This is a genomic window from Williamsia sp., assembly GCF_016462415.1.
Taxonomy (GTDB): Bacteria; Actinomycetota; Actinomycetes; order Mycobacteriales; family Mycobacteriaceae; genus Williamsia_A.
The window spans coordinates 1-12,211 of the sequence record NZ_JAEMTF010000128.1 but is presented as its reverse complement, the minus strand read 5'-3'; the positions used below and the strand labels follow the sequence as shown (position 1 = coordinate 12,211).

Genomic DNA, 12,211 nt, shown 5'->3' with positions numbered 1-12,211 from the left:
GTCAGCCGAAGTAGACCGAGCCTCGGCGACTGAGCATGCGGAACAGTGTCTGCTGTATCTCTTCGCGGACGTGGTCGGTGAGGTCGAAGACGACCATGGGATCGTCGGCGGCCTGCTCGTCGTACTGGCTGGTCTCGATCGGCTTGCCGAAGTGGATGTGCCACTTCGAGGGCAGCGGCACCAACCCGAGCGGACCGAGCGCCGGGAACGTGGGGGTCACCGGGATGTAGGGCAGGCCGACCAGACGGGCGAGCGGCTTGAGGTCGCTGAGCATCGGGTAGATCTCCTCCGAGCCCACGATGGAGACCGGGACGATCGGCACGGCCGCACGCAGGGCGGTGGTGACGAAGCCGCCCCGACCGAAACGCTGCAGCTTGTAGCGGTCCTTGTACAGCTTGCCGACGCCCTTGAAACCCTCCGGCCAGACACCGGTCAGTTCGCCGCCGCGCAGGAGCCGCTCGGCGTCGGCGGTGCAGGCGAGAGTGGACCCGGTCCGTCGGGCGAGCTGACCGACGAACGGCGACTCGAAGGCGAGGTCGGCGGCGAGGATCCGCAGGAAGCGATGCTGGGGGTGGTGGTCGTGGACGGCCACCGACGTCATCAACGCGTCGATGGGCAACGTCCCCGCGTGGTTGGCCACCAGGAGCGCACCGCCCTCGGCCGGGATGTTCTCGATGCCGGTGACCTCGACGCGGAACCACTTGTCGAACAGCACGCGCATCGCGGGCAGGAAGACGTTCTCGGTGAAGTGCTGATCGAAGCCGAAGTCGTCGACCTCGTAGTCGCCCGTCAACCGCTCACGCAGATACCCGGCGCTCGCGATCACCGAATCGGCCAGCGCCGAACGCAGACCGCTGAGACTGAACAGGGGCGAGCCCGTCGGGCGCACCGGCAGACCCGCGGCGTCGAGCCGGGTCGCCATGTCCTTGCTGATCGGCGTGACGTCAGCCGGATCGGCGAGGAAGTCATCGGTGTTGGGGTGACCCGCCTTGGGCGGCGCGGGTCGCGGCCTCCGTGGCGTCGACGGAGTGCGCTCGATACCGGAATCGGTTCGCTCCGTTGACTTCTGCTGAGAGGGGTGGCGACGCCGGACCTGTTCGCGGCTGGGGGCCTCGGGCGGCGAGGCGTACAGCTGGATCACCTTGGCGGTCCGAGCATCGGACGCGCCGTTGCCTTTGACCAATGTCCCAACAACCTCTCCGCGTCGTTTCCACGTGTGCCCAGGCGATGTGATGACCCTGATCCGCGTTCAGTGTAGAAGGTACGCGGAGTACGTGCTGCCCCTACACGAGCGCGCGTGCGGTTTCGGTGATCCGGCGCTCGAGACGGTGCCACGCCGCGGCCGAGACCACCGGCTCCAACGGCCTTCGGCTGATGAAGTCGTCGAGGGTCTCCAGGCTCGTGTACCGCGGCGCGAACCCCAACTCGGCGCGCATGCGGGTGGTGTCGAGGACCCGCCCGTAGGTCAGATAGCTGGCCTGGTCGCCGTGCATCGTCGCCACCCGCATGTTGCGGAACACACCGGCCACCGACCCCAACAGGTTGGCAGGCACCGGCAGTTCGATGCGCCCGGCACGTCGGATCGCCTGGGTCAGCGACACCACCCCGTCGGCCGCGAGGTTGAACGTGCCCGCCTTGCCCAGCAGGGTCGCGTGCTCGAGTGCGGCCAGCGCGTCCTCCTCGTGCAGGAACTGCAGACGCGGCTGGTATCCGATGACCACCGGGATGATCGGCGACGAGAAGTAGATGCTCATGCGGGTCGAGATCTTGGGTCCGAGGATGGCCGTGGGTCGCAGGATGGTGACCGCGATGTCCTGCCTGCGCCGCGACAGCCCGCGGGCGTACGACTCGACGTCGAGCAGATCGCGTCCGTAGCCACTGGTCGGGTCGACGCGGGCGCGGGTCTCCTCGGAGAAGTGCGCCGGATCGGCCGCGCTGGAGCCGTAGACCATCCCGGTCGACCGCAGGATCACCCGACGCACCGACGGTGACCGCTGGGCGGCGGCGCACACCTGCATCGCGCCGATGACGTTGAGCTCCTTGATGGCCGGCGAGTGACCGACGGTGTCCATCACCGACGTCGCGGCGTGCACCACGGTGTCGACCTGCGCGGACTCGATGACCTTGGCGATCGTCGGGCGGCGGATGTCGGCGCGGACGAATTCCGCGCGCCCCATCCGACGGATCATGTCCTTGGTCGGCACTCGCGAATCGACGGCGAGGACGCGCTCGATGTCCGGGTTCTGCGCGAGTCGGGTGGTGAGGTAGCCGCCGAGGAACGTCGACGCCCCGGTCACCAGGACCACCTTGGGCAACTGCGCGGCGTCGGTCATGTCGCCACCATAAACCGAAAAACCCGCCGACATGCGGCGGGTTTCTTGGTCGAGCAGGAACTCACGAACTCATTTACCGAGTTTCCTGCGCTGCACTCGCGTGCGACGGAGCAGCTTGCGGTGCTTCTTCTTCGACATGCGCTTGCGGCGCTTCTTGATTACCGAACCCATCTGGGCATCCTCACGATCTGACCGAACGGTCCTTCTGGTCTGGGAACAACGAGCGCGCGTCGCGCCGCGGGGTGCGCACTGGGGTGGATTGCTCCACTCGTGCGCTTCCGCCATGCCGACGATTTCCGCAGAGCCCGGCGAACACAACAGAGGACCACGTTACCGCTCGTCTCGCCTGAGGTGAAATCACACCCCGGCGGTCGTCACCTGCAGATCGCTCAGCCGGCGTCGAAGTACGACGTCTCGAGGTAGTCGTGGACCGCTTTCGCGTGCACCCGAAACGACCGGCCGACGCGGACAGCGGGCAGATCGCCGTTGTGCACGAGTCGATAGACGGTCATCTTGGACACTCGCATCAGTGCGGCCACCTCGGCCACGGTGAGGAACTGCGTACCAGAGCCCGTGTTGGTGATCGGAACACCGCCTGTGGCGTTGTTCCGGTCGCCGGGCTTGTTTGCAGGCGCCATGAAATTCACATACCTCCGGTGCACGCGTCGCGGCCGCAGGCTTCCCCTCCTGCGGACACCAGACACGCACGTGCTGAGGGGAGCTTAGCGTGGCGGATGTGGTTGGTGCGACGTGAGTGGGTAATCATTCCGAGATTTATCAGTTAGCAGACCGATATCTTCGGCGTGTCGTCGCGTTTGTCGGCGTGGCGCACGGTAACGAAGGCCTCTGAACTGGATATTCGTCGAGCCGACGCCCGAGATGGGCCGTTTGCGCGCTCCGGCGACACCGGATCGGATTGCTCACGGCGCCCCGGGAGTGTCGCGGGAGGGGCCGATCAGTCGCGGTCGGCCGGCTCGGTCCCGCCGGTGGCCGCCTGAGCGGCGGCCGTCGCGACGCTGGCCGCGACGTTGGCGCGCATCGCCTCGTAGAACCCGTGCCGGAACCCGTTGGCCTCGAGCTGACGGATCGCCTCGGCGGTCGTCCCCGCGGGCGAGGTGACCGCGGCGCGCAGGTCGACCGGGGACAGCCCGGAGTCGGTCAGCAGGACGCCGGCACCCCTGATGGTCTGGCCGGCCAGTTCGGTCGCCACCGGCCGCGAGAGCCCCAGCCCGACGCCCGCGTCGATCATCGCCTCGGCCATCAGGAACGCATAGGCCGGCCCCGACCCGGACAACGCGGTCACCGCGTCCATCTGCTTCTCGGGTACGACGACGACCTTGCCCACCGACTCGAGCAGCCCGACGACGGTCGCGACGTGCTCCTCGGTGGCGTAGCGGCCGCCCGCGACGGCCGACATGGCCTCGTTGACGAGCATCGGGGTGTTGGGCATGACGCGCACGACGGGCGCACCCGCGGGCAATGTGCTCTCGTACTTGCGGGTGGGCAGCCCGGCGACCAGGGTCACCGTCAGCCGCTCGGTCTCGCCCGCGTCCTCGACACCGGAGACCAGCTCGAGCACCGAGTCGACGTCGGCGGGCTTCACCGCGAGCACCACGATCGCCGCGCCCTCCACCGCGTCGGCGACGTCGGTGACCCGGACGCCGTACTCCTGGGTCAGCTCCTGTGCTCGCGACGGCGCACGTTCGGCCACGACGAGATCCTTGGTCGCACGTCCGGACGCGATGAGCCCGGCGAGCAGGGCCTCACCGATCTTGCCGCCGCCGATGATGGCCACACGCTGTGTCATTGCTTTCCTCCTGTTGCCGCCGCGGTGTCGTCCGGGATGAGTGCGAGTTGTCGGGACTGGGCCACCAGCGCGCCGGTGGAGTCGATGATCTGGTGGTCCTCCTCGAACCAGCCCGCCCCCACCTCCGACGACGACGCCTGTACGCGCAGCCATCCGGGCGCGGGCATCCGCCGGACGTAGGTGGTCAGCTGCAGTGTCGGCGCCCACCCGAACAGACCGAGGTTCATCACCACCGGGGCGGAGATGTCGCCGGCCAGCAACGCGAAGAAGGCATCCGGTTCGACGTCGCGGGGCCGCGCCCACAGTCGCAGGACGGGCTCACCGACCTCGCCGCGGACGAAGGGGGCCGAGTCGGACTCGTAGGCCAGTGCGATGGCGCCGGAGAGGTTGATGACCGACGCGAGTGGCGACCCGTCGACGGTGACCGCGTCGGCGGGCGGTTCCGGCGGCATCGCCGAGAGCGCACCGGAGGTGGCGTGCCTGGGCTCGCCGTGGTCCAGGCGCGCCATCGACACCGACGAGTGGACCAACGTGCGACTCCCCTGCGCGATCTCGACATCCATCACCGAGATGCGCCGCCCACGTTTGCGCACCTGGGCTGCCACGGTCACCTCGGCCGGGTCGGGTGCGCCGAGGTACTCGGTCGAGATGGCCACCGGCACGAGGTCGGCCACGGCGTTCGCGCCGTCGGCGTCCGGGGCGGTCTCGCGTAGCGCGCGGGTGGCCGCGTGCGCGGAGATCACCTGCAGGACACCGCCGTGCACCTTCGGCCCGATGGTGAACACCGGACTGATGTCGATGCGGTAGGCGCGACGGTCGGGGCCGTCGCCTGCGGGGTCGGGCCGCAGGTCGGCCAGGTCGGTCACCGACGTCACGGGGATCCTCTTCTCGACGGTTGTACGGGTGATGGGTGCGGACGAGACGGGCGCTCAGGCCCGCTTGAGGTGCTCACGGGCAAACGCGAGGGATCTCGACAGGATCTCGCTGCGCTCGGGTTTGGTGCGGGCCGAGCCGGTGGTGACCTCGAGGACGACGGCGCCCGCGAAGTCGCTGTCGGCCAGACGGCGGCAGATCTCCACGCACGGCTGCGAGCCCTCGCCGGGCACGAGGTGTTCGTCGACCGCGGCACCGAGACCGTCGGTCAGGTGCAGGTGGTTGAGGTGATCCCCCATCCGCTCGTAGAGAGCGATGGCGTCGACCCCGGCGGTGGCGGTGTGCGAGAGGTCGAGCGTGTAGTTCGCGAAACCGTCGTCGGTGGGGTCGATGGACGTGCCGAAGGCCGACAGGTTCGGCCCCGGCCCGCCGCGGCGACGCATGCGGTCGGCGGCCTGCTCGTACTTGCCGAACACGCGGTCGGCCCGCATCGGGAACATGTTCTCCACGGCGACCGCCACGCCGCTGTCGCTCTCGAGTTCGGCGACGGTCTCGGAGAATCCCTTCACGTACCGCCGCTGCCACCGGAACGGCGGGTGCACGACGACCGTCGACGCACCGAGTTCCTGTGCTGCGCTCACCGACCGCGCCAGCTTGGCGATCGGGTCACGACCCCACACCCGCTGCGAGATGAGCAGACAGGGCGCGTGCACCGACAGCACCGGCATCGCGTAGCGGTCGGACAGGTAGTGGACGTGGTCGATGTCCTGGCTGACCTGTTCGCCCCACACCATGAGTTCGACGCCGTCGTAACCCAGTTCGTTGGCGTACTGGAACGCGGCCTCGGTGTTCTGCGGGTAGACCGATGCGGTGGACAGGCCGATGGGGATGTCGAGCTTCACGTGCGGCCCCCCGGCGTGGTCCCTGCGGTGGTCAACTGCCCGACGCGAGCAGCACCAGCGGCCCGATCGTGACGATCAGTCCGACGCCCAGTGCGAGCAGGGTGCTGATGAGGTCCTGGCTGCGGCGCACGACGTGCACGGTGGTCACCATGCCGAACATGACGACGACGGCCAGGACCAGGGCGAAGTAGACGTTCCACTTCCACAGTTCGTGGAATCCGAGGAACAGACCGACGCCCACCACGAGACCGAGGACGACCTGGAGCCCGAGCATGGCCCACTGTCGTGCGGGCGAGGCCTCGGTGTCGGTGCCGGCGTCCACCGACGACGTGTCGGCGACGTCGGTGCGGGACCGGCGAGGGCGCGGTTGCTCGTCGACCGCGGTGTCGGCGTAGGAGGGGTGACCCTGCGCGTCGCGCTCATCGGCGTACGCATCGACCTGGGCCTTGTCGAGGTCGACGATCTGGGTCTCGGCGTCGACGTCGCGACGGCGACGCCCGTCGGCAGGCGGCGCCGGGCGGGGGGCCGCGTCGTCGCGGGGGAACGGACGCGCCGCGTCGAACGCGGCGGTGACGTCGGCGACCGCACCGTCGTCCTCGGCGTCCAGACCGAAGTCGGGATGCCGGGCTCCGAGTCGGTCGTCGGCGAAGTCGAAGTCACCGGAGTCGCGCAGGTGGTCGCGGAGCTCGTTGGATCGCGTCGAGTGCCCCACGTCGGGGTCGGTCTCGGCCGCGTCGTCGGCGGGCCACCGGGTCCAGGGCCGGTCGTCGGACTGCTCGTGATCGTCGGACTCGTCCGGCTGATCGTCGCGGGGGCTCGACCGGTCGTCGGCGGTCGCGGATCGGCCGCGCAGCAGACCACCGAACCGGCCTCGCTTCTTCTTCGGTTCCGCTTCGGGCTCGGCGAGGTCGTCGATGTCCTCGAAGTTGCGGTAGCGCTCGAACTCGCGCTCGCGTTCCTGCGGGGTGAGATGACCCAGATCGGCACCGTCGAGTGACCCGGTCGGCGGTGTCGACACGTCGACATCCGTCGCCTGCTCGACCCGCGGGATGATGCCGGTCTCCACGGCGTCCTCGGCCTCGGCTCGTCGCTGGTCGCGGAAACGGTCCGCGATGGCGCCGCTGCTGATGTCGCGGGTCGGTGGATGGACGGGGCGTTCACCGGCGCCGCGGTCCGGCGCGGACCACGCGGCCGGGCGCACAGGCGGTTCGAACGGCCGGCCCACCGGGGCCTCCGATCGGGGGAAGACCTCGGGTTCGCGGGTGGGTCGCGGGGGCTCGGACCGCGGGAACGGCCTGCGTGCGGGCTCGGCCGCGCGTGCAGCCTGCTCGGTGGGGACGAAGCGCGACTCCGGGTCCGCCGAGGGGGCGCTCGCGGCGGCGGGTGCGTCGGTCTCCGGGGCGCCCGTCTGCCGCCCACTGCGCGAGGGGGCATCGGACACACGGGGCAACTCGCCGGTCAGCTCCGCGAACGACACCGACCCGGCGCCACCACGACGTCGACGTCCGGAGCCGTCGGAGGAGGCTGCGTCGCCGTCGGTCGGCGCCTCGTCGAGCTCCCGAGCCCGTGCCATGAGTTCGGCCACCGAGATCGGCCGTGAATCCGCATCCGGTTCTCTGGCCATTCCTGTTCTGCCTTTCCTAGGATCGTGCGCTCGCGCGTCCGCTCGGGGCGATGTCGATGCCCGCGGAGCCCGGGTTTCCCGGGTCGGTCGAGGTGGCCACACCCGCGTCCACCCGACCGATTCCCGTCGGCTCCACGTCGAGCCGTCGCAAGATGACACCCTCCCGCAGTGCCCACGGGCAAATCTCGAGGGTATCGACCGAGAGCGCCCGCATCGAGGCCTCCGCGACGAGCGCACCCGCCACGAGCTGCCCGGCGCGGTCCTCGCTGACGCCCTCGAGCTCGGCGCGGTCGCTCACCGTCATGCGGGAGATGAACGAGATGAGCTGTCGCAGTCCGTTGCTGGTCAGTGTGCGCGTCACCCGCGGTCCGGCGCTCGACGGCGCCGCGCCGGTGAGTCGGGCCAGCGAGCGGAAGGTCTTCGATGTCCCGACGGCCAGGTCGGGTGCACCGGCGGCCTTCAGTTCCTTGGCCGCGACCGCCAGCTCCGCGTCCAGCCAGTCACGCAGCACCGCGACGCGCCGTTTGCCGGGCGGGTCCTCGGTCAGCCACTCCCGGGTGAGTCGTCCCGCACCTAGCGGCAACGACAGGGCCACGTCGGGTTCCTCGTCGACCCCGTTCGACAGCTCCAGCGACCCGCCGCCGATGTCGAGGGCCAGGATGCGTCCCGCGCTCCACCCGAACCAGCGGCGCACCGCCAGCGACGTGAGCCGGGCCTCGTCCTCCCCGGTCAGTACCTCCACCCGCACGCCGGTGCTCTTCTCGACGTCGTCCAACACGCGGTCACAGTTGGTCGCATCGCGTACCGCCGACGTCGCGAAGGCCATGACCTGCGCGCAGCCCGAGCTCGACGCGATGGTGGTGAACTCCTCGACCGCCTCGATCAGCTTCGTCGCACCGAGGGGGGACAGCTTTCCGCTCGCATCGATCTGTTCGGCGAGCCGCAGCGTCGACTTGGTCGAACTCATCGGGGTGGGGTGCCCACCACGGTGTGCATCGACCACCAACAGATGGACGGTGTTGCTGCCGACGTCCAGAACTCCTAAGCGCACGCCCTACAAGGTAGTGCGTCTACCGTTGTCAGTTGTGCAGGCAGCCACAGACAAGATGACCCCCGCCCCGGAAGTCGAGCTCGACTTCCCGCGCGAGTGGTTCGATTTCATCGATCCCGCCGACCCCGAACACCTCATCAGCGCCGATCTGACGTGGCTGCTGTCCCATTGGACGTGCGTGTTCGGCACTCCCGCGTGCCAGGGGATCATCGAGGGCCGCGAGGACGACGGATGCTGCAGCCACGGCGCGTATCTGTCCGACAAAGACGATCGCACACGCCTCGAACGCGGCATGGCGATGCTGACGCCCGACGACTGGCAGTTCTACGACAAGGGCACCGGCCGCAACCCGCTGGGCAAGCGCGGCTACCTCGAGGAGGACGAGCTCGACGAAGAGCCCGCGCTGAAGACCCGCAAGCACAAGGGTGCCTGCATCTTCCTCAACCGCCCCGGTTTCGCCGGCGGCGCGGGCTGCGCGCTGCACTCCATGGCGCTGCGCAAGGGACTCGAGCCACTGACGGTCAAGCCCGACGTGTGCTGGCAGCTGCCGGTCCGGCGTGAACAGACGTGGGTCGAGCGTCCCGACGGCACCGAGATCCTCAAGACCACGATCACCGAGTTCGACCGTCGCGGTTGGGGTTCGGGTGGCGAGGACCTCAAGTGGTACTGCTCGGGGTCGCCGGACGCGCACGTGGGCGAGAAGCAGGTGTGGCAGTCCTACGGACCCGAGCTGACCGAGCTGATCGGGCAGGCCGCCTACGACGAGCTGGCCGCGGCCTGCCGTCGACGCAACGGTCTCGGCCTGATCGCGATCCACCCGGCCACCGCCCGCGCAACCGAACGCCGCACCGGCGACATCAAGTACGCGTTGACTCCCGAGGAGTAGAGACCATGGCCAATCGCGATCACGGCGACCCCGGGGACGCCCCGACGATCCCCGGTCCGCTGACCGACGTGCTCCGCCCCACTCGGTCGTCACCGGCCGAGGAGGCCAGGACCCTCGCGGCGTCGAACACCACCGCGACCCTGGCGACGCTCACCGCCGACGGCGACCCCTGGGCGTCGTTCGTCACCTACGGCCTGCACGAGGGTTCCCCGGTGCTGTGCGTGTCGCACATGGCCGAGCACGGCCGCAACCTCGCCCACGATCCTCGGGCGAGCATCGCCATCGTCACCCCCGACACCGACGACGACCCGTTGGCCAGCGGACGCGTCACGCTCGCCGGTGCGGTGGAACGTCCGGTCGGCGACGAGTACGACGCGGCCCGCGCCGCCCATCTCGCGGCGGTTCCCGCGGCGAAGTACTACGTCGACTACAGCGACTTCTCGCTGTGGGTGCTGCGGGTGCACCGCGTGCGGTGGGTCGGCGGTTACGGCCGGATGGACTCCGCGAGCGGCACCGACTACATCGCGGCCGAACCCGACCCGGTCGTGCCGCACGCCGGGCCGGCGATCGAGCACCTCAACGCCGACCACGCCGAGTCGTTGGTGGCGATGGCCCGTGCGCTCGGCGGATATCCGGACGCGACGAGCGCGCGCTGCACCGGCGCCGACCGCTACGGCCTCGACCTGCTGGTCTCGACACCACGCGGACCGCAGCCTGCACACACCCGGGTCGGGTACGCACACCGCCTCGACTCCGCCGACGAATTACGCGCGGCGACCGTCGAACTCGCGACGGCGGCCCGTCAGGGCTCGAGCTTGTAACCCAGGCCGCGAACGGTGACCAGGTGCTTGGGGTTGCCCGGGTCGGACTCGATCTTCGACCGCAGGCGCTTGACGTGGACATCGAGCGTCTTGGTGTCGCCGACGTAGTCGGCGCCCCAGACACGGTCGATCAACTGCCCTCGGGTCAGCACCCGTCCCGCGTTGCGCAGCAGGTATTCCAGGAGGTCGAACTCCTTGAGCGGCAACGTGATCGTCGAGCCCTGCACCGACACGATGTGGCGCTCGACGTCCATCGTGACCGGACCCGCCTCGAGCAGACCGCCGTCGAGTCCGAGGTCGTCGCCGGTGTCCACGCCGCGGCGCAGCACCGCGCGGATCCGCGCGATCAGCTCGCGCGCCGAGTACGGCTTGGTGACGTAGTCGTCGGCGCCGAGTTCGAGGCCCACGACCTTGTCGATCTCGCTGTCACGCGCGGTCACCATGATGACCGGGACACTGGACTTGAGCCGCAGCGCCTTGCAGACCTCGGTCCCCGACACCCCCGGCAGCATGAGGTCGAGGAGCACGATGTCGGGCGAGACCCGCTCGAACTCGCCGACCGCGCGGGAGCCGTCGTTGACGATCGTCGTCTCGAACCCCTCCTTGCGCAGCAGGAAGGCCAACGGATCAGCCAGAGACTCTTCGTCTTCCACAATCAGGACGTGCGTCACCTGTTCAGTTCCTTCGTCTCGAGAACCCGGCGATCCGAGTCCTTGTCCGTGGTGAATCGTGGTGCAGGGATGGTCTTCTCGCCGACACCGGCGCGAGACATGGGAATCGCGAGCGTGAACGTCGAGCCGGTCCCGGGTTTGCTCCACAGGGTGATCGACCCGTCGTGGTTCGCCGCGACGTGTTTGACGATGGCGAGTCCGAGTCCGGTCCCGCCGGTGGCCCGCGACCGCGCCTTGTCGACGCGGAAGAACCGCTCGAACACGCGGGCCTGGTCTCGCGGGGCGATCCCGATACCGCGGTCGGTCACCGCGATGGCCACCATCGCGGGGTCGGTGCCCGCCGGGATCACGCGACGGCTCACCGACACCGGCGAGTTGGCCGGTGAGTACGCGATCGCGTTGGCGATCAGGTTGTTCAGGGCCGTCAGCAGCAGGGTGCGGTCGCCGCGCACGACGAGGCCGCTGGGCCGATCGGTGTTCAGCGAGATCTCCGCGGCCTCGGCGCCGACCTGCGCGCGGTGGATGGCCTCGTCGACCAGTTCGTCGACGTCGACGTCATCGGAGTCGGGCAGCCGCTCGGCGCCCTGGAGCCGGGAGAGCGCGATGAGCTCGTTGACCATGTTGCCCATGCGGGTGGACTCGGTGATCACCCGCTCGCCGAAGTGGCGGACCGACTCGGGGTCGTCCTGCGACTCCAGCAGCGCCTCGGTGAGCAGTCCGATCGCGCCGACGGGGGTCTTGAGCTCGTGGGAGACGTTGGCGACGAAGTCGCGTCGCGTCGCCTCCAGCCGCATGTTGTCCGAGTCGTCGGTGCCGTAGACCACGGCGTACCGCTCGGTGCCGTCGGTGACCAGCCGGATCACGCACCGCACCGCGACCGGCGGCGCGACGGCCCGCCCGGTGGAGATGAACCCGTTGGTCGCGTGGTGCGGGGTCAGTTCGACGTCGACGTCCTCACCGGTCTCCAACACGGTCCGCGAGGCGGCCCAGACCTGGTCTTCGAGGAGGTGGTCGTGGACGAGCCCGAGTTCGTGCGCGCGGCGGTTGAACATCACCACGTCACGGTGTTCGTCGACGACGGCGATCCCGATCTCGGTGGTCTGGACGACCAGCGCGAGCAGCGCGGCCTTCGACATGCGTCCGTCGACGGTCTCGGTGCCCGGCTCGAGGAGCTCGTTGGGGCGGTTGCCCAGCGTGCTGTCGGCCCCGACATCGATCGGGGTGTCCGGGGTGAGGGCCGTGC

The 12,211-nt window shown here is 69.5% G+C and carries 13 protein-coding genes; 2 read left to right on the top strand and 11 right to left on the bottom strand.

Going from position 1 to position 12,211, the window contains the following annotated elements; genetic code table 11:
- Nucleotide 1 precedes the first annotated feature (1 nt).
- The 9 genes from JHC79_RS20860 to JHC79_RS20820 form a co-directional block, all read right to left on the bottom strand.
- Nucleotides 2–1,183 (bottom strand): lysophospholipid acyltransferase family protein, encoded by a 1,182-nt coding sequence (locus JHC79_RS20860; RefSeq protein WP_296394440.1) that lies wholly within the window; start codon nt 1,181–1,183, stop codon nt 2–4.
- A 100-nt stretch (nt 1,184–1,283) separates the two neighbouring features.
- Nucleotides 1,284–2,333 (bottom strand): NAD-dependent epimerase/dehydratase family protein, encoded by a 1,050-nt coding sequence (locus JHC79_RS20855; protein ID WP_296394437.1) that lies wholly within the window; start codon nt 2,331–2,333, stop codon nt 1,284–1,286.
- Between the two features lie 69 nt (nt 2,334–2,402).
- Nucleotides 2,403–2,504: an AURKAIP1/COX24 domain-containing protein gene (locus JHC79_RS20850; RefSeq protein ID WP_003402602.1), complete on the bottom strand. Its 102-nt coding sequence runs from the start codon at nt 2,502–2,504 to the stop codon at nt 2,403–2,405.
- Nucleotides 2,505–2,722: 218 nt separating this feature from the next.
- The gene (locus tag JHC79_RS20845; protein WP_253661719.1) at nt 2,723–2,971 is read right to left on the bottom strand and encodes a helix-turn-helix domain-containing protein; all 249 of its coding nucleotides are present in this window, start codon (nt 2,969–2,971) and stop codon (nt 2,723–2,725) included.
- Nucleotides 2,972–3,288: 317 nt separating this feature from the next.
- Nucleotides 3,289–4,140, bottom strand: a complete 852-nt coding sequence (proC, locus tag JHC79_RS20840) for a pyrroline-5-carboxylate reductase (RefSeq protein ID WP_296394430.1) — start codon at nt 4,138–4,140, stop codon at nt 3,289–3,291.
- Nucleotides 4,137–5,015 carry a thioesterase family protein gene (locus tag JHC79_RS20835; protein WP_296394428.1) on the bottom strand — a complete coding sequence of 293 codons (879 nt, stop codon included), beginning with the start codon at nt 5,013–5,015 and terminating at the stop codon, nt 4,137–4,139. The genes proC and JHC79_RS20835 overlap by 4 nt, the downstream gene beginning before the upstream one ends.
- 54 nt (nt 5,016–5,069) lie before the next feature.
- Nucleotides 5,070–5,915, bottom strand: a complete 846-nt coding sequence (locus JHC79_RS20830) for a sugar phosphate isomerase/epimerase (RefSeq protein WP_296394427.1) — start codon at nt 5,913–5,915, stop codon at nt 5,070–5,072.
- A 31-nt stretch (nt 5,916–5,946) separates the two neighbouring features.
- On the bottom strand, nt 5,947–7,539 hold the full coding sequence (locus JHC79_RS20825; protein WP_296394425.1) for a hypothetical protein: 1,593 nt from the start codon (nt 7,537–7,539) through the stop codon (nt 5,947–5,949).
- A 16-nt stretch (nt 7,540–7,555) separates the two neighbouring features.
- Nucleotides 7,556–8,590: a Ppx/GppA phosphatase family protein gene (locus JHC79_RS20820; protein WP_296394424.1), complete on the bottom strand. Its 1,035-nt coding sequence runs from the start codon at nt 8,588–8,590 to the stop codon at nt 7,556–7,558.
- A 55-nt stretch (nt 8,591–8,645) separates the two neighbouring features.
- Between JHC79_RS20820 and JHC79_RS20815 the strand changes: the two genes are divergently transcribed.
- Nucleotides 8,646–9,476, top strand: coding sequence for a hypothetical protein (locus JHC79_RS20815; protein ID WP_296394445.1), 831 nt, complete (start codon nt 8,646–8,648; stop codon nt 9,474–9,476).
- A 5-nt stretch (nt 9,477–9,481) separates the two neighbouring features.
- Nucleotides 9,482–10,297 (top strand): DUF2470 domain-containing protein, encoded by an 816-nt coding sequence (locus tag JHC79_RS20810; protein ID WP_296394422.1) that lies wholly within the window; start codon nt 9,482–9,484, stop codon nt 10,295–10,297.
- Here the strand turns inward: JHC79_RS20810 and JHC79_RS20805 are convergent.
- Entirely contained in the window at nt 10,279–10,968 is a 690-nt protein-coding gene (locus JHC79_RS20805; RefSeq protein ID WP_296394420.1) for a response regulator transcription factor, read from the bottom strand. The genes JHC79_RS20810 and JHC79_RS20805 overlap by 19 nt on opposite strands.
- Complete coding sequence (locus tag JHC79_RS20800; protein ID WP_296394442.1) at nt 10,965–12,185, bottom strand: ATP-binding protein; 1,221 nt, start codon at nt 12,183–12,185, stop codon at nt 10,965–10,967. The genes JHC79_RS20805 and JHC79_RS20800 overlap by 4 nt, the downstream gene beginning before the upstream one ends.
- Nucleotides 12,186–12,211: the final 26 nt, after the last annotated feature.

Bases quoted from the DNA above. Each gene is read 5' to 3' on its own strand.
- JHC79_RS20815 (WP_296394445.1), top strand. From the start codon at position 8,646: ATGACCCCCGCCCCGGAAGTCGAGCTCGACTTCCCGCGCGAGTGGTTC.
- JHC79_RS20850 (WP_003402602.1), bottom strand. From the start codon at position 2,504: ATGGGTTCGGTAATCAAGAAGCGCCGCAAGCGCATGTCGAAGAAGAAG.
- JHC79_RS20825 (WP_296394425.1), bottom strand. From the start codon at position 7,539: ATGGCCAGAGAACCGGATGCGGATTCACGGCCGATCTCGGTGGCCGAA.
- JHC79_RS20855 (WP_296394437.1), bottom strand. From the start codon at position 2,333: ATGACCGACGCCGCGCAGTTGCCCAAGGTGGTCCTGGTGACCGGGGCG.
- JHC79_RS20810 (WP_296394422.1), top strand. From the start codon at position 9,482: ATGGCCAATCGCGATCACGGCGACCCCGGGGACGCCCCGACGATCCCC.
- JHC79_RS20845 (WP_253661719.1), bottom strand. From the start codon at position 2,971: ATGGCGCCTGCAAACAAGCCCGGCGACCGGAACAACGCCACAGGCGGT.
- proC (WP_296394430.1), bottom strand. From the start codon at position 4,140: ATGACACAGCGTGTGGCCATCATCGGCGGCGGCAAGATCGGTGAGGCC.